Raw genomic sequence first — 25,075 nt, 5'->3', positions numbered from 1 at the left:
CACATATCCGTTTAGTGGTCGCAGGCAAGGCCTGTGGCCCTTCACACACGAAGGAGTACAACATGGCTATTACCCCCACCGTCATCAAGGGTGAGCGTCGCGAGGAGTTCGGCAAAGGCTCCGCACGCCGTCTGCGCCGCGACGGCAAGATCCCGGGTGTCCTGTACGAAAAGGGCATCGAGAACATCCACTTCGCGGTCGACCTCATCGAGATGACCGCGATCGTGCGTAACGACGGCGCCAACGCCATCGTCGAGCTCGAGCTCGACGGCGAGAAGCTGATGGCCATGGTCAAGCACATCGACCAGAACGTGATCACCCTGGACATCGACCACATCGACCTGTTCGGCATTAAGCGCGGCGAGAAGGTCACCGTCGAGGTCCCGGTTGTCATGGAGGGCGAGGCCGCTCCGGGCGCAGTTGTGCTGCAGGAGACCGACTACGTCGAGATCGAGATCGACGCGCTGTCCATCCCGGACGAGCTGACCGTGTCCATCGAGGGCAAGGAGATCGGCGACGCTCTCTACGCAACCGATGTCAAGCTGCCGGAAGGCGCAGAGCTCATCTCCGATGCAGAGACCCTCATCGTCAACGTCACCTACGAGCAGGTTGACGAGGACCTCGAAGCTGAGGCCGAGGCGGCTGAGGAAGGCGGCGCTGAGGCCGGCGCCGAGTCCGACGCTCCGGCTGAGGAGAAGGGCGAGGAGTAAACCCTCCCCTGCTTAAACCCGCCCCCGCATTGCCGCGGCGGCGGGTTTTCCGCATTCTCGGGTGGGTTATCCTCGTGGGCGTGACTATCTTGATCGTCGGCCTTGGCAACCCCGGCCCGCAGTACGCCGCCACGCGGCACAACGCGGGCGTGTTCGTCGTGGAGGAACTGCTCGGCCGCGCGACCCCCATGCCGGCGCAGCTTGCGGTGCACAAGCGCACGAACACGGAGATCGCCGAGCTGGCGAAGGGGCGCTTGCTTGACGACGACCATGCGGTCATCGCCCGCACCCAGTCTTTCATGAACGTCTCCGGCGGCCCCGTCAAAGCGTTGATGGATTACTTCGGCGTGCAGCCGGCCGATTTGTACGTGGTGCACGACGAGCTGGACTTGGAGCTCGGCGAGGTGAAGCTGCGCCTCGGCGGCGGCGACCACGGGCACAACGGGTTGAAGTCCATCACGAAATCTTTAGGCGGCAAGCCGTATAACAAGGTGGCGGTGGGCATCGGCCGCCCGCCGGGGAGGATGGCGCCGGCGGACTACGTGCTCAAACCATTCAGCGCGAAAGAGCAGGTGGATCTGGCTATCGCGTCGGCGGACGCGGCGGATGAGATCCTGCGCGCGATAGGCTAGCGCGCATGAAACTTGCCACGATCAGAACCGGAGACACCACCACCGCCGCGCGCATCACCGATGACAATAGGGCGGTCAAGCTGGGCGCGGAGGACGTCGGCAAGCTGTTGCGCGACGGCACCTTCGACGAAGGCGAGGAGATCACCTTCGCCCCTGGCGACCTCGCGCCGGTGATCCCGCGGCCTGGCAAGATCATCTGCGTCGGCCTGAACTACGCCAAGCACATCGCGGAGATGGGCCACGAGCAACCCGATGTGCCCACCTTGTTTATCAAGTACCCGGAGGCGCTCATCGGCGCCTACGACGACGCCGAAGTGCCCAGCTTCAACGCCGACACGCTCGATTTCGAGGGCGAGCTCGCGGTCATCATCGGCACCCGCGCCCGCCACGCCATAGACGGCGCGGAGCACATCGCGGGCTACTCGGTGATCAACGACTACACCCAGCGCCACTTTCAAAAGCGCACGCAGCAGTGGCATCAGGGCAAATCGCTGGAGAAGACCGCCGGCTTCGGCCCGTGGCTGGACACCGAGTGGCAGCCGGGCCCTGCGATCACCACCACCGTCAACGGCGAGGTGATGCAGCACGCCCCCACCGACGATCTGGTGTTCACCCCGGCGAAGCTGGTGGAGTTCATCTCGCATCTCTACCCGCTCGAGCCCGGCGACGTCATCGCCACCGGCACGCCCGCCGGCGTGGGCCACGCCCGCGAGCCGAAGCGCTACCTCGCCGACGGCGACACCGTGCGCGTGGAAATCGAGGGCTTGGGCGCGATCGAGAACACGACGCGGGTGTACTAGACGCCCAAGCGGTCCAGCAGGCGGACCTCAGCCTCGGCGATCATCTGCAGCGGGAACAGCAGGATCGCCAGCGGCAACGCGCTGAGCATGACCCCACCGAATTTCTCGGTCGGGTGCCTGTCCGCGCCGCCGTTGATCTGGTCGAGCCCGTTCATGATGTTGGTCATGAGGAAGCTGTACAGCCCCCAGGAGCTGCCGCTGTACGCGCGGTCGTTTTCGGCAGGCGCGGCGGGAGCGGCCGGGGCGAGCGCGCCCATCGCAAGCGCGCCGGTGGTTGCGGTGGCGATGGCAATCTTGGAAAGTTTCATACCTAAAACATCGCCCCGGCCGGCTACGGCGTTAGCATCCGCTCGATCTCGCGCGCTGGGGCTGCCATGAGCTCGCCGCGGTCCGCGCCAACGAGGCAGTAGTCGTTGTCCCTGGTCATGGGGCGTAGGTACGGGTAGGTCGGCGGCAGGTCCGGGTGCTCGCGGGTGAAGGCGGTTTCCACCCCGCTCGCCCACCGCCCGGAAAACGCGCGGGTGACCACCGCGGGCGTGTCCGTGCGCAGCAGGTCGCGGTTGCGCGCGCTGGTGCCGGCTTCGTCGGCGAGCAAGAACGCGGTGCCGCAGGCGACGGGGGCATCAAGCTTGGCGACGTCCTCCGGTCCCCGCACCCCTCCCGCCGCGATCACCGGACCGTCCGCGAGCGCGAGCAGCTCCTCCAGCGGGCGCTGATCGGGATCGTCGTGCTGGTCCCAGGTTGCGCGGTGGCCGCCGGCGCGCGGGCCCTGGACGATCATGCCGTCGACGCCCCTGCGCTGCGCCTCGGCGATCTCGACCGGGTTGGTTACCGTCGCCCACGCCTCCGAGCCCGCGGCGTGCAGTTGGGCGATCTCGGCTTCGGTGAAGCAACCGAACGTGGACGAGACCACGGCCGGCGCGGCGTCAAGAACGAGCGCGAACTTCTCCGCGTAATCGGAGGAGACGTCCGGGACTTTTTGGTGGAGGCGGCCGGCGAGCGTGAGGACGTCGTCAAGCAAAGGCTCGCGCTGCGGCACAAACAGGTTGGCGCCGAACGGCGGCTCGCACGCGGCGAGCCACTCGCGTGCTTGGACGGCGGTGCAGGTGCCGAGTGCGATGAACCCGAAGCTCACCGCGTTGACGAGCGCGGGCGTGGACGGCCCGCCGGCCATGGGCGCTGCGACTACGCGTGGAAAGTCCATGGCTAAAGTATGCATCATGTTCGGATTCTTCAGGCGCAAACGCACACCCACACTGGAGGCGGAGTGGCTCGTGGTGGGGCTGGGCAACCCGGGTGCGAAATACGCCGCCACCAGGCACAACGTGGGGTACATGGCGCTCGACGAGCTCGCCGACCAGCTCAAGCCGGTGCCCGGCATCAAAGCCCATGTGCAGGTGCGCGACGGCGTGGCTTACGCCCGGTCCACGACGTACATGAACACCACCGGCGAGGCCGTCGGCCCGCTGGCCCAGGCCCTGGGGGTTACGCCGGAGCGCATCATCGTGGTGCACGACGAGCTGGACCTGCCCGCCGGGAAAGTGCGCGTGAAACTCGGCGGCAACGAAAACGGCCACAACGGGCTGAAGTCCATCACCGAACACCTGGGCACCCGCGACTACCTGCGTGTGCGCATGGGCATCGGGCGCCCGCCGAAAGGTGTGGCGGTGCCGGACTGGGTGCTCTCCCCCATCGAGGGTGACATTTCCGCCCAGGTCGCGCTCGCCGCCGAAGCCTCGCAGCTGATTATCAGCGAAGGCCTGGGCAAGACCCAGAATGTGATCCACGCCGCACGGTAGCGTGTGGGGCATGACACACCACGCCATGTTCGACAGCAAGTACCCGCCCGCACCCGGCCTTTTTGAACCCGACGAGACCACCAGCGCAATCTCCCTGCAGCTCTGCCACGGCTGGAGCGCAGACATGATCACCGCCGGACTCGAGGACGACGGGGTCCCCGTGTCCGTCTTCGAGGAGGTCCGGGACGAATACGCCCGCTTAGTCCCCGAAGCCTCCGAGGATGCCAAACGCATCGACGCGCTGCGCGACGCCCTGGCCAAGCGCGATCTCGCCTTCTCCTTCGACGAGGGCTACGACATGGGCGAGGCCGCCGAGGACGGCGCCGACGTCGCCCGCGAAGACGGCCATAAAGGCTACGCCTACTGCACCATGCAGGACATCGACAGCGTCATCCACACCGGCGAACTCCTATTCGGCTTCAGCTCCCTGGACAACCCCGGCGACGAGTCCGACGCCGAAATCGGCCGGGCGGTCGTCAAAGCGCTCGAGGAGGTCGGCTTCACGCCCGAGTGGAACGGCAAGCAGCCCGGGCGCATCACATGCGAGGGCCTGAAGTTCGAGCTCCCGCTGGCGGACTAGCCCAGCTCGGCCTCCAGGTCGCTCAGCGCGCGCGTGAGCGCCGCCTGCTTGTCCTCGCGCGGGGCGAGCTCGCCGTCTTCAACGTCCTCGCCAAAAATGTCCAGCGCCACCTGGTTGCGAATGCCGCGCATGGACAGGTTCGCCACAATCTGGCGCCAGTGCTCCACCGCGCGCACGCCGCCGTCGCCGCCGTAGCCCACGAACGCCACGGGCTTTCCAGCCCACTCGCCGAAGAGCGAATCGAAGGCGTTTTTCATCGTGCCCGGGATGGAGTGGTTGTACTCGGGCGTTACAAAGACGAACCCGTCGCAGGCGTCCACCGCCTCGGACCAGCGGGTTACCACCGGGTCGTCGTACTGCTTGTTCGCCGCACCAGGCACGACCTCGGCGGTCAGGTGCGGCACGTCGAAATCGGCCAGGTCGAGCAGGCGGTAGTCCGCGTCGCGCTCGGCGGCGGCGTCCATCACCCAGGCGCCGACATCTTCGCCGATGCGGCCGGTGCGTACGGATCCGAGAAACACTCCGATTGTTGTCATGGACACGACTGTACTTGGCCGGAGGTGCGTCGATAAGCTAGCTGCTTATGAGTACCGTTTCCGAGGCCGCGCGCCGCCGCACATTCGCCGTCATCGCCCACCCGGACGCCGGTAAGTCGACGATTACGGAGGCGCTGGCGCTGCACGCGCACGTGATTTCGGAGGCCGGAGCGGTGCACGGCAAGGGCAACCGCAAGTCCACCGTGTCGGACTGGATGGAGATGGAAAAAGACCGCGGCATCTCGGTCGCCTCCTCGGCGCTGCAGTTCGAGTACGCCCCCGACGGCCACGAGGGCGAGCCGTACGTGGTCAACTTGGTGGACACGCCGGGCCACGCGGACTTCTCCGAGGACACCTACCGTGTGCTTTCCGCCGTCGATGCCGCAGTGATGCTTATCGACGCAGCCAAAGGCCTCGAGCCGCAAACCCTGAAACTTTTCCGCGTGTGCAAGGCGCGCGGGTTGCCGATTGTCACCGTGATTAACAAGTGGGACCGCGTGGGCCGCGAGCCGCTCGAGCTTGTCGACGAGATCGTCTCCGAGATCGACCTGCAGCCGACTCCGCTGTACTGGCCAGTGGGCGAGGCAGGCGATTTCCGCGGGCTGGCGCACGTCTCCCGCGACGGCGACATCGACGGATATGTGCACTTCACGCGCACCGCCGGCGGCTCCACCATCGCCCCGGAGGAGCACTACTCCCCCGACGAGGCGGAGGCGAAGGAAGGCGACGTGTGGGAGACCGCCGTCGAGGAGGCGTCGCTTCTGCTTGAAGACGGCGCCGTTCACGACCAGCAACTCTTCGAACAGTGCATCACCTCGCCGATCATCTTCGCCTCCGCGATGCTGAACTTCGGCGTGCACCAGATCCTGGACACGCTGTGCGCCATCGCCCCCGCGCCCGAGGGCCGCGCGTCCGACCCGAAGGCCGTCGAGGCGTCCACCACTGCGATGGACGAGCAGCGCGAGGTCGGCGACGACTTCTCCGGCGTGGTGTTTAAGGTTCAGGCTGGCATGGATAAAAACCACCGCGACACCCTGGCGTTCATGCGCGTGGTTTCCGGCGAGTTCGACCGCGGCATGCAGGTCACGCACGCGCAGTCCGGGCGCAGCTTTTCCACGAAGTACGCGCTGACGGTGTTCGGCCGCAACCGCGACACTGTGGAGACGGCGTACCCGGGCGACATCATCGGCCTGGTCAACGCCGGCGCGCTGGCACCCGGCGACACGATTTATGCCGGCAAGAAGGTCCAGTTCCCACCGATGCCGCAGTTCGCGCCGGAGCACTTCCGCACGTTGCGCGCGAAGTCGCTGGGCAAGTACAAGCAGTTCCGCAAAGCGCTGGACCAGCTGGACGCCGAGGGCGTGGTGCAGATCCTGCGCAACGATGCCCGCGGCGACGCCGCCCCCGTCATGGCAGCCGTCGGCCCGATGCAGTTCGAGGTCATGCAGGCGCGCATGGAAAACGAGTACAACGTCGAGACCGTCACCGAGCCGATCCCGTACTCGGTGGCGCGCCGCACCGACGCGGAGTCCGCGCCGGAGCTGGGCCGTCAGCGCGGCGTGGAAATCTTCACCCGCACCGACGGCGAGCTCATCGCCCTGTTCGGCGACAAGTGGAAGCTCGCGTTCGTGGAAAAAGAGCACCCGGAGCTGACCATCGAGCCGCTCATCGCGGACTAACTCGCGCCCCGATCGCATCCCAGGCCACGTCGGCGAACTCGTCTTGGCTGAGTCGCCCGCAGCCTTCCGGCAGGTGGCCCCAGTACTCGGCGCCGGTGACTTCCGGCATCTCTTCGACGTTGAGGCGCGTGGGCAGGTTCGGGTTGTCCGGCATGCTGCCGCCGATGAGCCCCAGCACCTCCAGTCCCGTCGCGCGGGCGTGGACGCAGGTCAGCTCGGCGAGGTTCAGGCTGCCCAGCCCCAGCGAGGTGACCACCACGAGCGGCGCGCCTGTGGCTTTGGCGATGTCGGCGAGGGTGTAGTCGTCCGCGAGCCGCACGAGCAGCCCGCCGGCGCCTTCCACCAGCACCACGCGCTCCGGGGCGTCGAGGCTGCGGATCCACTCGGTGACTTCGTCCAGGCTCGGCGTCTGGATCCCGGCGCGCCGCGCGGCGAGGTTCGGGGCGAGGGGCTCCGGGTAGCGCCACCGCTCGAACGTCTCGATGCCAGCAAGCTTTGCGACGGCTGACGCATCCCCCTGCCCCGCCTCCTCGCCCGTCTGGATGGGCTTGGCGGCCACCACGTCGAAGCCGCGGCGTTTGAGCACGGCTGCGATCGCGGCGGTGGCCACCGTTTTGCCCACGTCGGTGTTGGTGCCGGTTACCGCAATGATCATTTCGTGGCCTCCTTGACTGCTGCCGCAATGCCCCGGCAGATCTGGGCAATCTCTTCTTCTGTGCAGATGTAGGGCGGCATGGTGTAGATCAGCCGACCGAATGGGCGGATCCAGACGCCTTCTGCCATGGCGGCTTCGGTGGTTTCGCGCATGGGCGCATCGTGTTCGAGCTCGACCACGCCGATGGCGCCAAGCACACGCACATCGCCCACGCCCGGGATGTCCGCCAGCGGGCGAAGGCCACGCTCGAGCTCCGCTTCGATCCGCGCGACCTGGTCGCGCCACTTCCCCTCCGCCACCATGGCAACGGACTCGGCCGCCACCGCGCAGGCGAGCGGGTTGGCCATAAACGTCGGGCCGTGCATGAGCGCGCGCGGCTCCATCCCCGAGGCGATTTTCTCGATGGCCAGGGTGGCTGCGAGTGTCATAAACCCGCCGGTCATCGCCTTGCCTACGCACATGATGTCGGGCACGACGCCGTTGTCCAGGGTGGTGAACAGCTGGCCGGTGCGGCCGAACCCGGTGGCGATTTCGTCGGCGATGAGGGGGATGCCGGAGGCGTCGCAAAGCTGGCGTAGCCCCTGCAGCAACTCGGGGTCGTGAAAGCGCATGCCGCCGGCGCCCTGGACCACTGGCTCGACGATCACGCCGGCGATCTCCGGTGTGATCAGCCGTGCGAACTCGTCCAAATACGCCGCATGCTCGCCGGCCGATGCGCCGCGCACCGGCGGCGCGGGGGCAAACACCTGCGGTTTCAGCGCGTCGCCCCACATCGCGTGCATGCCGCCTTGCGGGTCGCACACGCTCATGGTGGCGAACGTGTCGCCGTGGTAGCCGGAGCGCCAGGTCAAAAACGTGGTGCGCTCCGGGTGCCCCTGCCCGATGGCGTACTGCAGCGCCATCTTCATCGCGACCTCCACCGACACCGAGCCTGAGTCGGAGTAGAACACCTGGGAAAACGCCCCGCCGGTCAACTCCAGCAGGCGTTTCGTCAGCGTCGCCGCCGGCTCGTGGGTGAGCCCGCCGAACATGACGTGGCTCATCTTCGCAATCTGCGCCTCCGCCGCCGAGACCAAACGCGGGTTGCAGTGGCCGTGGATGACGGCCCACCAGGAGGACATGGCGTCGATGAGCACGCGCCCGTCGAAAAGTGCGATGCATGGGCCCTTAGCGCTTTCGACGGGGTAGGTGAACTGCCCTGGTTCCGCATAGGGGTGCCAGATGTGGGCAGCGTCAATGTCGGCGATCTCGCGTGGGTTCATGCACACGAACCATAGCAGCTCACCGCTAGTTTTGAACGGTGTTCAACCCTACGGGGTCAGCGCACCTCCGGTCACTGCGAGCGTCTCGCCGGAGATGTAGGACGCCGCCTCGGAGGCGAGGAATACGTACGCGCCCGCCAGTTCCGCGGGCTGGCCCGGGCGGCCGATGTCGGAGTCCTGGGCAAAGTTGTCCACGACCTCCTTCGGCTGCCCCTCCGCCGGCTGGATCACGGTCCAGATCGGCCCCGGCGCAACCGCGTTGACCCGGATACCTTTCGACGGCAACAGCTCGCCCGACAGCCCCTTGGCCAAGTTATTGAACGCAGCCTTCGTCATGGCGTAGTCCAGCAGCTCCTTGGATGGCTCGTACGCCTGGATAGAGGTGGAGAAGATGATCGATGAGCCCGGCTCCATGTGCTTGACCGCTTCCTTGGTCACGCGGAAGGCCGAGTAGATGTTGGTCTTCATAGTGGCGTCGAAATCGGCGTCGGAGATGTTGAGCAGCCCGTCGTTCCACACCTGGCGCGAGGCGTTGTTGACAAGGATGTCAATGCCACCTAAACCCTCGACGGTCTTTTCCACAGCGGAGATGCAGTTGTCCAGCTCCTGCAGGTCGCCAGGGATGGCTACCACCTTGCGGCCGGCGTCCTCGATGAGCTTCACGATGCGGTCGGCATCTTCCTGCTCCTCCGGCAGGTAGGAGATGGCCACGTCCGCACCTTCGCGGGCGAATGCGATGGCGGTGGCGGCGCCGATGCCGGAGTCGCCGCCGGTGATCAGTGCGCGTCGGCCCTCGAGCTTGCCGGAGCCGGCGTAGGAGTCCTGCCCCAGATCGGGCTCGGTTGCCATCTGCACGTCCAGGCCGGGGTTGTTCTGGCGCGGCTCGGCGGGGAACTCGGACGGGTACTTTGTGCGGGGATCAATCAGTGCCATGGTGCCACCCTACCGGCGGGTTTGTGATCATCCGTCCAAGATTTCATCCGCTGCCCGATCAGTCCAGCGCCGCATCTGTAGCCGCCCCGCAGCGCCCATGCTGGAGCGCGGAGGCGCCTGAATGCAACGGCGCGAATCCATCCCCGCCTGAAGTTCTTTGGCGCGCAGCACCTCGGCGTCGATTTTCACGCCCATCAACAGCACCACGTTCATCGTCCACACCAGCACCAGCACCGCCAGCACCGTCCCGAACGCGCCGTAGGTGCTACGCACGCCGACCAGTTTCAGATACCAGCCGAAACCCACCCACAGCGCGCTGGCCACCGTGAGCGCCAGCGCCGAGCCGAGCGTCAGCACCCGGAACCGCCCGGGCCGCACGTTCGGGGTGAAGTGGTAGAGCACGCTGACCAGCGCAACTGCCACCACCGCGATCACGGGGCCGCGCAGGTAGTCCCACACAGGCAGGAAAATCGAGGTGAGGTACTCCAGCTCGTCCTCCAGCTGCAGCGGACGTGCGAGGGGTCCGAGGACGGCGTTGACGATGCCGCCGGTAAGCAGCGCGCCCAAAATAATCACCACCGCGCCGATGACGAGCACGAGAGTGACCAGCCACATCGTCGCCCACGTCACCACAATCGGGCGGCCTTCAGTGCGGCCGTACATCAGGTTCGCGTTACGCGAAAACGACCGCACGTAGCCCGACGCCGACAGCAGCGAGATCAGCACAGAGACCACGAGGGCAATCGTGCTTTGCGACGGCGTCCCGACAATCGACAGCACCAGCGCCAGCGCATCTTCCTGCAACTCCGCAGGCACATACGAGCGGATCAGTTCGGCGAGCAGCGAATCCGGGGCGTCCTCCTCGCGCGGCATGAGCAGGCTGAAAATGGAATACGACGCAAGCAGTATCGGCGCAACCGACAGCAGCGTGTAGTACGTCATCGCGGCTGCGCGATCCACCATGGCGTCGTTGGCAAAGTCAGTGACGATGCGGCGCAGCACCGACTTCCAGCCGGCGCGCGACAGCCGGGTGCCCAGCGGGGAGGAGTAGTCGTGCGGGGAGACGACCACGTCGCCGGTGCCGTACGGCATGACCAGCTCAGCGCGGTAAGAGGTGCCCTTTTCTGCCATGTCAACCACTGTAAACGGGCGCGAGCCACCCCGGTTCCCTGGTGTCGCAAATCTGTGGATAACCCGGACCCCGGAGGAAGGTTGTCCACAGATTTCGTTTATCGGGGCTTGCGGGGTTGCTTTTTGCGTTTACTTTTGCCGGCATGAGCTTCCAACACTTCGTCCAAAACCGCCCGACCGTTGACCACCTTGAACATTTTGACCGTGACACCGCACTTTCTATCGGCATGAACCCGACCACCGCCACCGCCTGGCAGCAGCTGGAGAAGGTGTATTTCGGCCGTACGAGACACGTCAAGCAGCAACGCAAAGCATTGAACAGGGCCCGCGAAGGGGAATTTTCCGTGGAGCAGCTCGCCATGATCGAGCGCCGGCTCAAGCCCATCACGCACGAGGGCACGCGGTGGCGTTTGCGGCTGGCGCTGCTCAAGGCGTCGAAGCGGTACAAGTCGCTCGAACGCGCCGCGAAAGAGCTGATCCCGGCGGTAAAGAAGCCGCGGAAGGATTCGATCTCCTTTTCCAAGTCCGTTGACGGCAAGCGGGTGCTGCGCATCATCTTCGACGAACGCTTCCTCGCCGACCTCGAAGCGGCCCTGCGCCGCGGCATCGACACCTCCAAACCCGCTGGCCCGCAAATGCTCGAGCGTTTTGTCGCATTGCTTCGCGACGGCGACAGCGTACCCACCGCCTCCCCCACCCCACTGATCCTGGTGCCGCTCGAGGATTACGTCCGCATCCTCGACGGCGACGGCGACGAGACGATCCTGGGGCTGACCGACGGCACCACCATCACCGGCGCCGAGTGCCTGCAGCACCTCGTCGGCGACACTCTCCAGGTCGCGCTCTTCCACCCGGAGGAGGGCGCTGTGAACCTGTATACGGGACAGCGCCACGCCAACTGGAAGCAGCGCATCCTGGCTAAGGCGACCTCCCCGGTGTGCCTGGTTCCCGACTGCCGACACGCCGCCGACCACTGCGAAGTGCACCACGTCGTGCCGTGGAAGCACGGCGGCGAGACAAACATGAACAACCTGGCCATGCTGTGCCCGTACCACAACCGGACGAACGACGATGACGCGCACATCAACAAACGCGGCCGCGTGCGCTTCATCGGCGGGATGCCGGTGTGGGTCTCACCCAGGGGGTATGCGGTGCCGAACCCGTACCACCAGTTCGGGGCGATGAAATTGTTATTCGGCAAGTAGCGCCTCACCCCAATCGCACGGTCGCGGGACGTAGCGCTCCGGGCGGTTGTGGGCCAGCGGCGGCTCGATAACGTCGATGACGTCGCGCCAGCGCTGCGGGATGGAGTGCTCCCCTACCACGCCACCGAGAAATGCGCCCACGATGGCGGCATTGGTATCCGTGTCCCCGCCGAGCGCGATGGTTTGCACCAGCGCCTCCTCGAAGTCGGTGCCCTGTGCGACGTGGTAGACGACTGCGTTGAGCGCGGTGCACACCCAGCCCCCGCCATTGTTGGGAAGCTGCGTTTCCCACGTCGCTGTGGTGTCGCCGCGGGCGATCGCACGGTCGTCGCGGTACTGGTCGAGGTTTTCGCGCTCGAGGCGGGTTCGCAGTGCCTCCAGCGGGTCCGCACCCCCGAGCACATCCGCGAGCGCACCGGCGTACACCGCGTTAGCCGCCACCGTCATGGGGTTCGGGTGGGTGAGCTCGGCGTCGGCGCGGGCGAAGCGTTCCGCTTCCTCGGGTTTGCCTGCGTAAGCAACCGCGAGCGGGCTGATGCGCATCAAGGCCCCGTTAGCCTGAGACCCGTGGTCTTTCTCGCCGCGCTCCAGCGCGCTGCGGCACGTGTTGCCGGCGTCGAACGGGTCGGTTGCCATCCACCGCTGGTAGCCGGCCAGTGCCTCCGACTCGTCGAACCCGCCAGCACGGCGCAGGGCGTCGATGAGCTCGATGGCCATCTCCGTGTCGTCCGTGGGCTGGCCAGCCTTCAGCCCCCAGTAGCCGCCGTCGTGCATCTCGCGCACCCCGCCTTGGTACTCGGCGGCGATGTCTTCGGACTTATAGAACTCCACCTGCGCCCCAAGGCTATCTCCGATGCACTGGCCGTAGAGCACTCCTCGGGCGCGCGACATCATGTCCATGACCGCCACCTTATACACTCAGCCAACATGGGACTTCTCAGTCGCGCGCGCCAACTCCTCGGCCTCGGCCACACGCCGTTGGTGGATTTTCCGGACCGGTTTGAACCTTTGGACGTCGACAAGCTTGAGGTGCACACCGCGAAACTCTCCCCCGACACCGAGGAAAAGATGGTCATCGTGACCACCACGGTGGCCGCGCTCGACCGCATCGCCGCAGGCGGCGCGGTGCAGCTGCGGCACGAAGGCGAACGCGACGTCACTTTCGTGCCGGTGGACCGCGAGGCCGTGCCGGTGCTGGACCCGAAGCTCGGGTGGATCATTCCGGTGACGCCCGCGACCGCCCGCGAGCTCGCTGAATTGCCGAAAGGCCCAGGCGAGCACGAACTTTCCGCGCTGCACCTGGGCCTGATTGTGGAGTAGCCGTGTGTGATTCAGCTCGCGAGCCAATGAGTGTCACGCAACTAGCGAGGCAGGTAGCCCGAAGTCCCGAGTGTGAACGCTTGCTGGAATCCATCGAGCTGCACTGCCGGCCGGTCGAAGGTCCGACGATGACACCGAAACAGCGAAGGTCATTGGAAAACGAGCCGCGCAACTGGATGGGCTCGATCATTGAGCTCGCGCTACGGCTCGAACTCTGCCGGCCTGGCGCCAACTTCGGACATCCCCTCGGCTTAGAAACGGCCCTAGAGTTTCTCCTCGAAGACGAATTGGCGGACAACAGCGTGGCACGCGCCGTGCACCACGAGTTAACAGCCGAGTTCCGCCAAAAACGTAAACCGATCGGAGTTAAACGCAGCGCGTTTTTCGAAGCCGACGACATGTTCATCCCAATCGACGTAATGCGCGCAATCGGCAAAGCGTGCGGGCTCGCACAACACCGGTTTGGTTTCATTGATCCCGGCATCGAAGACGAGGCGTTCGCACTAATTGAGTGGGCCGATTCCCTCAACGAGTTTCACGTCAGCCTGTTCAACGCCGCGGTGTGGGTGGCAGAAAAGCAACTGGCCCAGTTAGGTTCCAGGGTCACCAACGCGCACGTGCTAATCGACGGATACCACACCCAAAAAGTAACCAGCGGCGAATACGATCTCGCGACCGAACATCAACTTCTAGACCTCAAATGCGCCCAATCGCGCGAGTTTCGGCCCGAGTGGAAGTTGCAGCTGCTCATGTACTGGCGGATGGGTCTGCAGACGACCGACCTTGATGGCAACGCAAGAAAACGGCAATTCGAGCGGTTCCGGGAACTCGGCATCATCAACCCTTTCTGGGGCGAATACAGCTACATGCTCGTCGAAGACATCCCGAAAGAGCTCATCGAATATGTGGATAACGTGGTCTTCGAGTTCACAAAACCCGTAGTCATCGGTGAGAGGGTGGCTTATGCGGTCACCGACATAGGCGAAGAAGAGCTCATCGGCCTGGACAAAGCCATTCCGGTAGTGAAGCGAAGAGAAGAGATCGCACTCCCGCTTGACGTCACCACCGAGGGCTGCTTGGTAGTCCCCGATTTTGAGGGTTGCGCGCCCTCACCTCACCTAGCATTTCAGCCCCACGAAATTGTCCTGAATTGGTTTTCATACGGAAACGTGGATGACGCAGCAAAGGCTATTTCGCTGCTTTGTGCCGCGCGCGATGTGTTGATGGAAACGGAACCCGACGCGGTTGCAGTGACTGGCGCCGTGTACGCGAACGCAATTCCCCGACTCATGCGCGTGTTCGCGCTCGCGCGAACACTGACCGCTGCAGCAGTGGGAGCGGAATCGGCGGATGAGGTCGCTCTTGCTGCTGAGGTCGCCGGCCGCGCTCAGCGCCTTTTCGATGCACGCTCCACACCGCTTGCGGTCAGTACCGAGTACCACGTCGCCGCTGTGCTTGGGACCGACGACCCCTGTTAGAGCAGACCGATCCAGTTCCAGTAGGTCGCCGACAACAACAGGATGAGCAGGTAGCCCACGATCGTCAGCGGAATGCCGGTGCGCAGGAACTGCTTGGAGGTGAACGCGCCGGTGCCGTAGGCCAGCATGTTCTGCGGCGCGGAGACCGGCAGCAGGAAGCCGAAGCAGATGACGAACTGCTGGATGATCACGAAGCCGATGCCGTTGTTGGGCACGTCCAGGGTGGCCGCCAGCGCGATGAACACCGGGATCAGCGCGGATGCCAGCGAGGTCGCCGAGGCGAACCCCAAGTGGATAAGGATGTTAAACAGGCTCACCAGCGCGATCGTGGCGATGATCGGCATGGACGCGAGGCCGATGGCGCCGAACGTCGCCTCCGACAACCAGGTCGCCGCGCCTGTGTCCAGCAGGAACTTACCCAGCGAGATACCGGCGGCGAATACGACCAGGGTGCCCCAATTGATGTGTTCTTGGGCGTATTTCCAATCCATCACGCCGATGATCGGGGTGAGCATGATGCCCACCGCGACGATGGTGATGGTGGCGGAGCTGATCGGGTGCAGCACGCCTTCCGTCGCCCAGAACAGCAGCAGCGCAACGGCAATTGCGGTGAGGCGCTTCTCGGCGCCGGTCATCGGCCCCATCTCTGCAAGCTGCTTTTCGACGAGCCCACGCCCGCCCTCGATCGCCTCAGCCTCCGGCTTGATCGCCCAGCGCATGATGAAAAACAGCGCGATCGACATCAGCACAGACCACGGCGCGGCCCACAAGAACCACTGACCCCAGGAGATGGTCTGTTCCAGCTGGTCTTCGATGAAGCCGACGGCTACCAGGTTCTGTGCCGCGGCAGTTTTGATGCCGACGTTCCAAATGGACACCGCCTGCGTCGCGGTGATGACCAACAGCGCCGCCAGTTTCGACTCCTTGGCCAGGCCGAACGCGGCGACCATGCCCATGAGAATCGGCACGACGGCGCCGGCGCGCGCCGTTGCGGACGGGACGAAAAACGCCAGAATGATGGAGATGACGATCGCGCCGATGACGATGTTGGAGACCTTCTCTCCCGCAGTCTTCAGCACGTAGAGCGCCAGCCTGCGGTGCAGCCCCGTGGCCTGCATCGCTGTCGCCAGCGCGAGCGCGGCACCGACGAGCGCCACCGCAGACGAGGAGAATCCGCTCATCGCGATGCTCAAGCCCTTCGAGGCGCCGACCGCCTGACCGGTCTCGGGGTCGGTGGCGAAGGTGAGCAGGATCGCAATGAGGCCGACGATGATCACGGCGGAAACCGAGTAGGACACCGCTTCCGTGACCCACATGATCACGGCGAAGGCGAGCATGCCGAGCGCGATTTTCGCCGGCATGGCCAGGCCCGCAATCGGCAGCATCATCACCACCCCGAGTGCCACAAACGCCAAGATGAACGCGATGACCTTGCCGGTGTTGCGTTCCTTTTCCACAGGTTGTTGCTCTGAGTTAGCTGCTGGTGTGACTGCTGTAGCCACTGCGTGCCCCTCCTTAATTCGGTTGTTATATACCTGACGCTAGTCACTCCTATAAAGCCTGCAAAATGGGATGTTTGTACGGTTCACCGGGGGCGCGCGGCCGTGCTGGGGGTAGCATCGCTGCCATGAATCTGAGCTCGCAGCTGAACTACAACATGCACCACGGTGCGGAGGATCTGCGCACGATGCTGACCACCGACAACTTCTTGCCGGCGTCCTGGCAGGATTCGCTGAACGCGCTGAGCTTTTCGGTGATCGGGCTGTGGGACTCGATCGTGCGCGGCGTATCCGTCCTGCTGTAACAACCTCACAAAACCGCGAACTCCACAGGAAAACGTCACCGAGCTGCGAGTATAAAGAGTATAAAGAGTATAAAGACCTCCGCGTGTATAAAGAGTCTAAAGACTCATGGAGGTTCTGTTGCGAAATCCTTTCATTCCCACATTTGGTGTTTCCCCCGTCGTGCTCGGTGGCGACGACAGCCTGACACGTAACTTCGGCGCCGGCCTGGACGGCGGGCCCGGCGACCCGCGGCGAACCCTGCTCGTTTCGGGGCCACGTGGCATCGGTAAGACGGTCGCGCTCAACGAGCTCGAAGACGAAGCCGCCAGCCATGGCTGGATCGTGTTGCGCGCTCAGCCGTACGAGCTGATCGAACCGCTAGTTGCGACCGTGATCCCGCAGGCGCTCGCCACACTCCGGCAGCAGGATCCGGGCCGGCGCCGAATTTCAGGCGTGACGGTCTCCGGCATCGGCGGGTTTTCCACCACTGCCGCCCCAGGGGACAAGCCGGCTCCCTCCTTGATCGGTTCGCTGAACACGCTTTGCGATGAGCTGCCGCCCGAATCCGGCGTACTAATTACCCTCGACGAAGTTCAAAGCGTCAACGCGAAAGAGTTGTGGCAACTCACGGCCGCGGTTCAGGATCTGCGCCGGGACGGGCGCGACATCGCCTTCGCCGCCGCCGGATTGCCTGACGGCGTGGAGTCACTACTGCAGCACCCGGGGACCACGTTCCTGCGCCGCGCTCAGCACGCCGTGCTCGCCCCAATGACACCAGCTGAAACGCTGACGGTGCTTCGGGATACCGCCGCGCAAGGTGGCGTGGAGATCCCCAACGGGGTACTTACGGACGCCGCGGCGCTGACCCGCGGCTACCCCTTTTTGATCCAGCTCCTCGGCTACCACCTATTCGAGCGTGCTAACCGCCGGGACCAGCCGGTCTCCCACGACGACCTCGCGGCAGTGACCCCAGACGTGTTGAAAACACTGGGCGATTTAGTCCACCAACCAGCGCTGCTGCACCTGCCCGCCGCCGAGCTCGCATACCTCGAAGCGATGGCCGAGGTACAGGAGGGTCAGCAGGCGGTACCAAGCGCGGCCATCGCACAGCAACTGGGCAAACGCGTTCAGCAAGTCTCCATGGTGCGGCAGAAGCTTATCGACCGGGAACTGATCTACTCCCCTCGCCGGGGTCTGCTCAACTTTGTCATCCCTCACATGGGCCACCACCTCAACCAGCGCAGCACGCGCGACACCGGCTGGGATTAGCACCCCTACCCTAAGATATTGCACGAACTGCGCAATTTTGCGTACTGTGTGCAACATGTCTGAATTCCTCTACCGGCTCGGCAGCTGGTCATACAAAAAAGTCTGGCCGTTCTTGGCCGTCTGGCTGATCCTTTTGGCCGCCCTCGGTTTCGGCGCCGTGAACTTTGCAAAATCCCCCAGCCCCACATTTTCCATGCCTGATATGGATTCCACCGTCACGCAGGAGGAGATGAACGAGCGCTTCGGCACCGACGAGGACGCGATGAGCGTGCCCTCCGGCACCGTCGTGGTCAAGGCACCGGAGGAGAAGACGCTGAAGGACCCGGAGGTGATGGCCGAGGTCGACGCGATGCTCGACGAGCTCAAGGCCACCGGCTATTTCCGCGATCCAGACGCGATTGTCAACCCAGTCCTCGCCGCCGGCGGCATGGCCAAGCAGATGAGCGAAGCTAAGGCGGCCCAGGGTATGCCCCAGGAGCAGATCGACGCTGACATCGCGGCACTGTCGCCGCTGAACCCGGACGGAACCACCGGCACTGTGTCCGTCACGTTCGCTGAGGACAACATCATGGAAATCCCGGCGGAGACCCTCGATGAGGTCGAGGGCATTCTCGAACGTTACGACGACTCCGAGCTCACCGTGAAGTACAACGGCAACGCGTTCAGCAGTGCCGGGGAAATGGACGGCACCTCCGAGCTTATCGGCATGGCGGTTGCCGCGATCGTGCTGCTAGTCACCTTCGGCTCCCTGGTAGCAGCCGGTCTGCCGTTGATCGCCGCTGTTATTGGCGTGGGCGTGGGCATCCTCGGCGTGCAGCTGGGCACCCTGTTCACCGACTCGATCTCCGACATGACCCCGACGCTGGCGTCCATGATCGGGCTTGCCGTGGGCATCGACTACTCCCTGTTCATCGTCGCGCGCTTTCGCAACGAGCTGATTTCGTCCTCCGGCCTCAACGATCTCTCACCTAAGGAACTCGCGCAGGAGCTGAAGAAGATGGATAAGGCGAAGCGCGCCCACGCCATGGGCATGGCGCTGGGTACCGCGGGCGGTTCCGTCGTCTTCGCCGGCACGACTGTGCTTATTGCGCTGGCCGCACTATCGATCATCCGCATCCCGTTCCTGACCGCCATGGCACTTGCCGCCGCGGCGACTGTCGCCATTGCAGTTCTGGTGGCGCTGACGTTCCTGCCGTCTTTGCTCGGTTTGCTGGGTTCCCGCGCGTTCGCGATCCGAATTCCCGGCCCGAAGGTGCCGGACCCGGAGGACGAAAAGCCGACCATGGGCCTGCTCTGGGCCCGCCAGATTCGTAAGCGCCCGTGGCTGAACCTCATTGCCGGTGTTGTGCTGCTGGGCATCCTCGCTATCCCCGCCGCCAACCTGCGCCTGGCCATGCCGACGGACGGCACTGCCAAGCTGGGCTCCCCGCAGCGCGAAGCGTACGAGCTTATCGACGACGCCTTCGGTCACGGCCGCAATGCCCCCATGATCGCGTACGTGGACACCGCCGATATCGATGAGCAAGACCGCATGCGCGCCTACCAGACGCTGCTACAGGACTTCGCCGGCACCGAGGGCGTGGTCAACGCGCAGATCGTCCAGTCCACTGAGAACTTCGACGCTGCCCAAATCCTGATCACGCCGGACTCGGGCGCGACCGACCAGGCTACGACCGACACCTTGGAGCGCCTGCGCGAGTTCAAGCAGCCGTTCGAGGACGAAACCGGCGCAACCTTCGGCATCACCGGAATCACGCCGATCTTCGACGACATCTCGCAGATGCTTTCCGACGTGCTGGTGCCCTACATCGCCATTGTCCTGGGGCTTGCGTTCATCGTCCTCATGCTGGTGTTCCGTTCCCTGTGGGTCCCGCTGATCGCCGCGCTCGGCTTCGGGCTGTCCATGGCTGCGACGTTCGGCGTGACCGTGGCCATCTTCCAGGAGGGTATGTTCGGCCTCATCGACGACCCGCAGCCACTGTTGTCCTTCCTGCCCATCATGCTCATCGGCCTGACCTTCGGCTTGGCCATGGACTACCAAGTCTTCCTGGTCACCCGCATGCGTGAGGGGTACGTCTCCCGCGGCAAGACCGCCGGCAACGCGGTGGCCAACGGCTACAAGCACGGTGCGCGCGTGGTCACGGCGGCTGCGCTGATCATGATCTCGGTGTTCGCGGCGTTCGTGCTCATCGATGAGCCGTTCATCAAGGCCATGGGCTTCGCGCTCGCCGCGGGTGTGCTTATCGACGCCTTCGTGGTCCGCATGACCCTGATCCCGGCCACGATGTACATTCTGGACAATCGCGCCTGGAAGATCCCCGGCTGGCTGGACAAGGCGCTGCCGAATCTGGATATCGAGGGCGAGAAGCTGCACCACAACGAAACTCCAGGCGCTGAGCCGGTTAAGGTGTAGCTATGAGCCTGCGCGAGGGGAAGAAGGCCGCGACTCGGCGCGCCATCTCGGAGGCGGCCGCGGCCCTGCTGCTCGAAGAGGGTACGGCCGCCGCCACCGTCGCGCGAGTCTCCGAGCGTGCGGGCGTGTCCCCGCGGACCTTCCACAATTATTTCGCAGACATCGACGAAGCGCTGGAAGAGTTCCTGCGCAAAGTGTTCGCTACCATCGCCGAGCAGATCGTGGCTCTGCCGGAGCAACTCTCGGCTGCCGAAGCCATTGAGGCGATCATCATCGACGCGCTCGAGGAGGACGGCCTCGAGCTCTACTCTGCATCCACTCTCGTGCTGCTGAGTGATCGCACCCGCGCGGAGTCCGCGGCGCCCCCTGCTGAGGAGACCATGCGCGAAATCGCACAGCCGATGGTCGCGAGTATCCGCGGGCGCACCCCCGGCGCGACAGCATTCGACGCCGAAGTGCTGCTCAACGCCTACGGCATCGCGGGCGCCACCGCGGTCAAGACATACTTGGCCCTGCCAGAGCCACGCGCAGCTGACGACGGCCGTGCTCTGGTCCGACGCGCATTCGAGGTGCTACGCGACATGCGCTAGCCGCGCTTAATGTTGGTGATCTTCTTGCCGCGGGCCAGCTCGTCGACAAGCAGGTCCATCTGGCGGATCTTGCGCATGAGGTCCTGCTCGACCTCCTCGACGCGCACGCCGCACACCTTCCCTGTGATCAAATCGGCGTTCGCGTTGAGCGCGATCGCGTCGAAGAAGTCACGCAGCGTCTTATCCGACTCCGCCGCCGCCTTCAGCTCGCCTGGCGCGAGCCCGGTGAACCAGCCGAGCACGTCATCCAGCTCGTCGCGGCTGTGGCCCTTTCGCTCCACTTTGGTCAGGTAGTTGCCGTAAATGTCGCCGAACGGGTAGCTATAGACCCGCTCCAACTTCGCTTGCTCATCCATACGCGCAACGTTATTGCCCGCACCGGTTCCACCGCCAGTGCGCATTTTCATGAGCACGGGATCTCTTGCGCGGGCAGGTGGCGGACTTTAGTGTCGTCGATAAGCGGGAGCAGGGGGCTGCCGCACGAAACCTAGGGGGGACCCATGCGATTTGATACCTACGAGCTGTACTACCTGGACACCTACGACGACGAGGCGGCGGACCTCGCCGACGACCTCGGGCTCGAGCAGGACGACCCGTACTTCGACGAAGACATCGCCCGCCACTTAGACGCCGACTACGTCATCGACACCGGCCTGCGCGTCGCCGTGATCGTGCACGACATCGACTCCCACGAGGTTGAACTGGCGATGCTGCAGCCCGGCAGCCCACAGGCGCCCGAGTGGTACTCGTCCGAAGACGCCGCGAACGTGGTCGCCGAGCTGGGCCGCATCCTCGTCGCGCTCGACGACAAAACGGTGAAAATCACCGAGCCGCAGGACCCCGCGTTCGCGCTGAAGCGCCGGGCATCGTTCGAGGCGGAGGACATGACTACCGCCACGGTGGCGATGCTGCAGGATTCGCAGGACAACGCGCTTTACACCACGTTTTGCATCGAGTTCCGCCCGAACATGAATTCTGATTTCACGTTCCCGGTTGCGGTGTTCGCGTTCGACCCGCGCGTGAGCAGGCTTTCGGGGCACATGCTTATCGACGACAACCCCTTCGCCCCACCCACCTTCAACCGCGCCCAGAAGAAAATCGTCGCGCGCAGGATCAACGACATCCTAGAGTCCATCCACGCGGCCATGCACGAAGATCGCACCATCAGCCCGTTTAAGAACCTGGGCCCGCAGTTCCGTTCCGAGGGCCTGCCGTCGATGGAGGCGGTGGACACCCACCACGCCATCGACCAGGCTATCGCGTACCTGAAGCGCTACTACGGGGAGCAGGCATCGTAGCGAGTCTTTCCATACGGTGTTTGGGTGGCACACGCTCGTCGGCCCCAAGCGATCGAGGCGAAGGGGGCGACTCCTCGAGCGCGGGCACGACGACGCACTTCGCTATGAGAGCTCCTTCGGTCATCGGTAGGCGATGCGCATCCCGGATTGTATGAGGGCTGAAGTAGTCTTTGGAGGGTTCGTCCAACGTCCGTTCGCAGACAGCGGTAACGTATGTGGAAATACGCTCGTAGAAAGGTGAGTTTTAGTGAAAATTGCAGTTCTGGGCGGCGACGGATTCTGTGGCTGGCCCGCGTCCCTGCACCTTTCAGACCTCGGACACGAGGTCACGATCGTGGACAACCTGTCGCGGCGCCGCATCGACGAAGAGCTCGACGCGGAGTCGCTGACGCCGATCGCGACTATCGACGAGCGGCTGTCGGCCTGGAACGAGGTCTCCGGCAATACGATCGGCTACGAAAACATCGACGTAGCCCAGGACTACGACGCACTGCTGGCTTTCCTGAAGGATTACGAGCCGGACACGGTGATCCACTTCGCCGAGCAGCGCGCCGCGCCGTACTCTATGAAGTCCCCGCGCAACAAGCGCTACACCGTGGACAACAACGTCAACGCCACACACAACCTGCTCACCGCGATCGTGGAATCCGGCCAAGACATCCACGTCGTGCACCTGGGCACCATGGGAGTCTACGGCTACGGCACCGCCGGCATGAAAATCCCGGAGGGCTACCTTGATGTGCAGGTGGACGCGGGCGAAAACGGCATTGTGGAACAGCAGATCCTCTACCCCACCAACCCGGGCTCGATCTACCACATGACCAAGGTGTTGGACCAGCACCTGTTTGCGTACTACGCCAAGAACGACGAGCTGCGGATCACGGACCTGCACCAGGGCATCATCTGGGGCACCCACACCCCGCAGACGCTTCGCGACGAGCGCCTGATCAACCGTTTCGACTACGACGGCGACTACGGCACCGTGCTCAACCGCTTCCTCATGCAGGCCGCTATCGGCTACCCGCTGACCGTGCACGGCACCGGCGGGCAGACCCGCGCGTTCATCCACATCCGCGACATGGCGCGCTGCATCCAGCTGGCGGTGGAGAACCCACCGGCGCGCGGCGAGCGCGTGAAGATCTTCAACCAGATGACGGAGACGCACAGGGTGCGGGATCTGGCGGAGCTCGTCGCAAAGATCGCGGACGCCGAGGTGCAGATGGTGCCCAACCCGCGCAAGGAGTCCGCGGAGAACGAACTCCACGTGGTCAACGACGCCTTCCTCGATCTCGGCCTGGAGCCGACGAAGCTGGAAGAAGGCCTGCTGGTGGAGGTCGAAGACGTGGCGAAAAAGTACGCCGACCGCGCGGACCGCTCGAAGATCCCGGCGCGCTCGTTGTGGACCGCCGCGCAGTCCGCCGGCGTGCCGCAGGGCGAGAAGTAGATGCGCATCGCGCTTCTCACCGAGGTCTTCCTGCCCAAAATCGACGGCGTGGTCACCCGCACCACCCGCCACTTGGACCAGTTGGCGGCGCTGGGCCACGAGGTGCTCATCTTCGCGCCCGGTAACCCGCCCGCCGAGTACGCGGGCTTTGAGGTTGTGCCGATCCGCTCGCACAGCTTGAAGGTGTACCCGGAGGTCAAGCACGGCATGCTGGGCCCGAAAACCTACCGTCGCCTGCGCGAGTTCAACCCGGACGTCGTGCACGCCGTCAACCCCATCTGGACGGCTGGCTGGTCCACGTTGGTGGTGGCGCGCCGCTACCCCGTCGTCGCCTCGTTTCATACCGACGTGCCGGAGTACTGCCTGAAACTCGGCATCCCGTGGGTGAAGCCAATCGCCGAGTGGGGGCTTCGCACCTTCCACGGCCGCGCCGGGCTGAACATGGTGACCTCGGGCCCGATGATGGACAAGGCCGCCGACTACGGCATCGACAACGTGCGGCTATGGCCGAAGGCGGTGGATACGGAAAGCTTCACCCCGGAAGCGCGCACCCGAAAGATGCGCAGCCTGCTTTCCGACGGCCATCCGGACGACCCCCTGGTCATCTTCGTCGGCCGCATCTCGGCCGAGAAATCCGTGGACCGCTGCGTCCCCATCGTCGAAGAGGTGCGCAAGCGCGTGCCCAATGCGCGCCTGGCGTTTGTGGGCGAGGGCCCGCTTTACGACGAGCTCCGCGCCGACCCGCCCGCCTGGGCCACCTTCACCGGGTATTTGTCTGGGGCGGATCTCAGCGCAGCCTACGCCTCGGGCGATGTGCTGCTGTTTCCCTCCACCACCGAGACCTTGGGGTTTGCCGCGCTGGAAGCATTTGCATCCGGCGTGCCGGTGGTGGCGGCGAACGCCGGCGGGCTGCCGTTTGTGGTCGCTGACGGCGACACCGGTGTCTTGGTCGACCCGGAGGCACCGGACACAGCCTGGGCCGACCAGATCGAACGTATTTTGACGCAGCCGGAGCTGCGCGAGCGCATGTCCGCCGCCGGGCGCGCCGAGGCGGAGCGCTGGACGTGGCGTGCCTCCACCGAGACGGTGCTGGGCTACTACGACGAGGTCATTCGAAGCGCAAAACGGTGACCTCGGCGGTCTCTCCGCCTCCGTACTCGCGGGTTTCGGCGCTCCCGCGCACCGTCGCCGCCGGGTCGATCTCCTGGTACGGCTCCACCTCCAGCCCGCAGGCGTCGACTTTGCGCGGGTTGAACCACTCGATCTCCGCACGCCCACCTGCGATCACCCCGATGCCGGAGGCTGTCTCCCAGGCCTGGACGTCATCGTCAATGCCGGGCACGTCGCCTGGGTCGAAGCCGAGGCGCTGCGCTTCAGCCTTGTCCGTGTACGGGCAGAACACGTAGGCGCGTTCCACGTCCGGCCCCGCCACGTCCGCGACGGTGAAGTCCCCGGCCAGCGCGGCGTCCTGCAGCCCCATCTCGGTTCCGTGCGCGCCGCAGCCAGCCAGCGCGAACACGCTGGCTGCGGCGGCGAGCTTTCGGCGCATGACCATGA

General features: G+C 64.8%; 27 protein-coding genes. 16 read left to right on the top strand and 11 right to left on the bottom strand.

From position 1 onward, the window contains the following. Positions 1–62 precede the first annotated feature (62 nt). From CAFEA_RS03680 to CAFEA_RS03670, 3 genes are all read left to right on the top strand, one after another. Positions 63–710, top strand: a complete 648-nt coding sequence (locus CAFEA_RS03680; RefSeq protein ID WP_063938358.1) for a 50S ribosomal protein L25/general stress protein Ctc — start codon at positions 63–65, stop codon at positions 708–710. 80 nt (positions 711–790) lie between these two features. Beyond that, positions 791–1,342, top strand: a complete 552-nt coding sequence (pth, locus tag CAFEA_RS03675; protein WP_063938456.1) for an aminoacyl-tRNA hydrolase — start codon at positions 791–793, stop codon at positions 1,340–1,342. A 5-nt stretch (positions 1,343–1,347) separates the two neighbouring features. After that, the gene (locus CAFEA_RS03670; protein ID WP_063938356.1) at positions 1,348–2,142 is read left to right on the top strand and encodes a fumarylacetoacetate hydrolase family protein; all 795 of its coding nucleotides are present in this window, start codon (positions 1,348–1,350) and stop codon (positions 2,140–2,142) included. Here the strand turns inward: CAFEA_RS03670 and CAFEA_RS03665 are convergent. Both CAFEA_RS03665 and CAFEA_RS03660 read right to left on the bottom strand, forming a co-directional pair. Continuing rightward, complete coding sequence (locus CAFEA_RS03665) at positions 2,139–2,450, bottom strand: hypothetical protein (protein WP_063938354.1); 312 nt, start codon at positions 2,448–2,450, stop codon at positions 2,139–2,141. The genes CAFEA_RS03670 and CAFEA_RS03665 overlap by 4 nt on opposite strands. A gap of 23 nt (positions 2,451–2,473) precedes the next feature. Continuing rightward, the gene (locus tag CAFEA_RS03660) at positions 2,474–3,346 is read right to left on the bottom strand and encodes a nitronate monooxygenase (RefSeq protein WP_143313253.1); all 873 of its coding nucleotides are present in this window, start codon (positions 3,344–3,346) and stop codon (positions 2,474–2,476) included. 16 nt (positions 3,347–3,362) lie between these two features. On the opposite strand from CAFEA_RS03660, the gene pth (CAFEA_RS03655) reads away from it, so the two are divergent. Both pth (CAFEA_RS03655) and CAFEA_RS03650 read left to right on the top strand, forming a co-directional pair. Next, positions 3,363–3,941 carry an aminoacyl-tRNA hydrolase gene (pth, locus tag CAFEA_RS03655; RefSeq protein WP_063938350.1) on the top strand — a complete coding sequence of 193 codons (579 nt, stop codon included), beginning with the start codon at positions 3,363–3,365 and terminating at the stop codon, positions 3,939–3,941. 10 nt (positions 3,942–3,951) lie between these two features. Further along, positions 3,952–4,521, top strand: a complete 570-nt coding sequence (locus CAFEA_RS03650) for a DUF6891 domain-containing protein (protein WP_063938347.1) — start codon at positions 3,952–3,954, stop codon at positions 4,519–4,521. Here CAFEA_RS03650 and CAFEA_RS03645 read toward each other — a convergent pair. Beyond that, entirely contained in the window at positions 4,518–5,057 is a 540-nt protein-coding gene (locus CAFEA_RS03645; protein ID WP_063938345.1) for an NADPH-dependent FMN reductase, read from the bottom strand. The two genes, CAFEA_RS03650 and CAFEA_RS03645, sit on opposite strands and share 4 nt — an antisense overlap. A 47-nt stretch (positions 5,058–5,104) precedes the next feature. Between CAFEA_RS03645 and CAFEA_RS03640 the strand changes: the two genes are divergently transcribed. After that, on the top strand, positions 5,105–6,736 hold the full coding sequence (locus CAFEA_RS03640; RefSeq protein WP_063938343.1) for a peptide chain release factor 3: 1,632 nt from the start codon (positions 5,105–5,107) through the stop codon (positions 6,734–6,736). Here CAFEA_RS03640 and bioD read toward each other — a convergent pair. From bioD to CAFEA_RS03620, 4 genes are read right to left on the bottom strand one after another with little or no spacing between them, the layout of a single operon-like run. Next, positions 6,723–7,391, bottom strand: a complete 669-nt coding sequence (gene bioD, locus CAFEA_RS03635) for a dethiobiotin synthase (protein ID WP_063938342.1) — start codon at positions 7,389–7,391, stop codon at positions 6,723–6,725. The two genes, CAFEA_RS03640 and bioD, sit on opposite strands and share 14 nt — an antisense overlap. After that, a complete protein-coding gene (locus tag CAFEA_RS03630) occupies positions 7,388–8,653 on the bottom strand; it encodes an adenosylmethionine--8-amino-7-oxononanoate transaminase (RefSeq protein WP_063938340.1) in 1,266 nt (421 codons plus the stop codon). Before CAFEA_RS03630 ends, bioD begins: the two co-directional genes overlap by 4 nt. 48 nt (positions 8,654–8,701) lie before the next feature. Then, positions 8,702–9,586, bottom strand: a complete 885-nt coding sequence (locus CAFEA_RS03625) for an SDR family oxidoreductase (RefSeq protein ID WP_063938338.1) — start codon at positions 9,584–9,586, stop codon at positions 8,702–8,704. 27 nt (positions 9,587–9,613) lie between these two features. Continuing rightward, positions 9,614–10,717, bottom strand: coding sequence for a YihY/virulence factor BrkB family protein (locus CAFEA_RS03620; RefSeq protein ID WP_063938336.1), 1,104 nt, complete (start codon positions 10,715–10,717; stop codon positions 9,614–9,616). 143 nt (positions 10,718–10,860) lie between these two features. On the opposite strand from CAFEA_RS03620, the gene CAFEA_RS03615 reads away from it, so the two are divergent. Beyond that, a complete protein-coding gene (locus CAFEA_RS03615) occupies positions 10,861–11,922 on the top strand; it encodes an HNH endonuclease (RefSeq protein ID WP_076589962.1) in 1,062 nt (353 codons plus the stop codon). Here the strand turns inward: CAFEA_RS03615 and CAFEA_RS03610 are convergent. Further along, on the bottom strand, positions 11,908–12,822 hold the full coding sequence (locus CAFEA_RS03610; RefSeq protein WP_063938332.1) for an ADP-ribosylglycohydrolase family protein: 915 nt from the start codon (positions 12,820–12,822) through the stop codon (positions 11,908–11,910). The genes CAFEA_RS03615 and CAFEA_RS03610 overlap by 15 nt on opposite strands. Before the next feature lie 27 nt (positions 12,823–12,849). Here CAFEA_RS03610 and CAFEA_RS03605 point away from each other — a divergent pair, with 27 nt between their 5' ends. After that, complete coding sequence (locus CAFEA_RS03605) at positions 12,850–13,242, top strand: hypothetical protein (protein ID WP_034999546.1); 393 nt, start codon at positions 12,850–12,852, stop codon at positions 13,240–13,242. A gap of 80 nt (positions 13,243–13,322) precedes the next feature. Beyond that, the gene (locus tag CAFEA_RS03600; RefSeq protein WP_143313251.1) at positions 13,323–14,720 is read left to right on the top strand and encodes a hypothetical protein; all 1,398 of its coding nucleotides are present in this window, start codon (positions 13,323–13,325) and stop codon (positions 14,718–14,720) included. On the opposite strand, the gene CAFEA_RS03595 is transcribed toward CAFEA_RS03600, so the two are convergent. Beyond that, on the bottom strand, positions 14,717–16,222 hold the full coding sequence (locus CAFEA_RS03595) for a DASS family sodium-coupled anion symporter (RefSeq protein WP_172796729.1): 1,506 nt from the start codon (positions 16,220–16,222) through the stop codon (positions 14,717–14,719). The two genes, CAFEA_RS03600 and CAFEA_RS03595, sit on opposite strands and share 4 nt — an antisense overlap. Before the next feature lie 125 nt (positions 16,223–16,347). Between CAFEA_RS03595 and CAFEA_RS03590 the strand changes: the two genes are divergently transcribed. The 4 genes from CAFEA_RS03590 to CAFEA_RS03575 all read left to right on the top strand — a co-directional run bounded on the left by CAFEA_RS03590 (position 16,348) and on the right by CAFEA_RS03575 (position 20,776). Next, complete coding sequence (locus CAFEA_RS03590; protein WP_156490105.1) at positions 16,348–16,524, top strand: hypothetical protein; 177 nt, start codon at positions 16,348–16,350, stop codon at positions 16,522–16,524. A 118-nt stretch (positions 16,525–16,642) separates the two neighbouring features. Further along, the gene (locus CAFEA_RS03585) at positions 16,643–17,773 is read left to right on the top strand and encodes an ATP-binding protein (protein ID WP_159437626.1); all 1,131 of its coding nucleotides are present in this window, start codon (positions 16,643–16,645) and stop codon (positions 17,771–17,773) included. A 55-nt stretch (positions 17,774–17,828) separates the two neighbouring features. After that, on the top strand, positions 17,829–20,186 hold the full coding sequence (locus tag CAFEA_RS03580; protein WP_063938327.1) for an MMPL family transporter: 2,358 nt from the start codon (positions 17,829–17,831) through the stop codon (positions 20,184–20,186). Between the two features lie 2 nt (positions 20,187–20,188). Beyond that, positions 20,189–20,776 (top strand): TetR family transcriptional regulator, encoded by a 588-nt coding sequence (locus CAFEA_RS03575; protein ID WP_082855706.1) that lies wholly within the window; start codon positions 20,189–20,191, stop codon positions 20,774–20,776. On the opposite strand, the gene CAFEA_RS03570 is transcribed toward CAFEA_RS03575, so the two are convergent. Continuing rightward, positions 20,773–21,132, bottom strand: a complete 360-nt coding sequence (locus CAFEA_RS03570; RefSeq protein ID WP_063938325.1) for a DUF2200 family protein — start codon at positions 21,130–21,132, stop codon at positions 20,773–20,775. The genes CAFEA_RS03575 and CAFEA_RS03570 overlap by 4 nt on opposite strands. A 144-nt stretch (positions 21,133–21,276) precedes the next feature. Between CAFEA_RS03570 and CAFEA_RS03565 the strand changes: the two genes are divergently transcribed. From CAFEA_RS03565 to CAFEA_RS03555, 3 genes are all read left to right on the top strand, one after another. Beyond that, complete coding sequence (locus CAFEA_RS03565; RefSeq protein ID WP_063938324.1) at positions 21,277–22,074, top strand: hypothetical protein; 798 nt, start codon at positions 21,277–21,279, stop codon at positions 22,072–22,074. Between the two features lie 247 nt (positions 22,075–22,321). Then, on the top strand, positions 22,322–23,518 hold the full coding sequence (locus CAFEA_RS03560) for an NAD-dependent epimerase/dehydratase family protein (RefSeq protein WP_063938322.1): 1,197 nt from the start codon (positions 22,322–22,324) through the stop codon (positions 23,516–23,518). Next, entirely contained in the window at positions 23,519–24,649 is a 1,131-nt protein-coding gene (locus CAFEA_RS03555) for a glycosyltransferase family 4 protein (protein ID WP_063938320.1), read from the top strand. It begins immediately after the preceding gene. Here the strand turns inward: CAFEA_RS03555 and CAFEA_RS03550 are convergent. Then, entirely contained in the window at positions 24,627–25,067 is a 441-nt protein-coding gene (locus tag CAFEA_RS03550; RefSeq protein ID WP_143313250.1) for a hypothetical protein, read from the bottom strand. The two genes, CAFEA_RS03555 and CAFEA_RS03550, sit on opposite strands and share 23 nt — an antisense overlap. Positions 25,068–25,075: the final 8 nt, after the last annotated feature.

The organism is Corynebacterium afermentans subsp. afermentans (assembly GCF_030408355.1).
In the GTDB taxonomy this organism is placed as follows: Bacteria; Actinomycetota; Actinomycetes; order Mycobacteriales; family Mycobacteriaceae; genus Corynebacterium; species Corynebacterium afermentans.
Note: the sequence above shows the minus strand (reverse complement) of the source record. Positions and strands in the feature narration are given on the sequence as shown.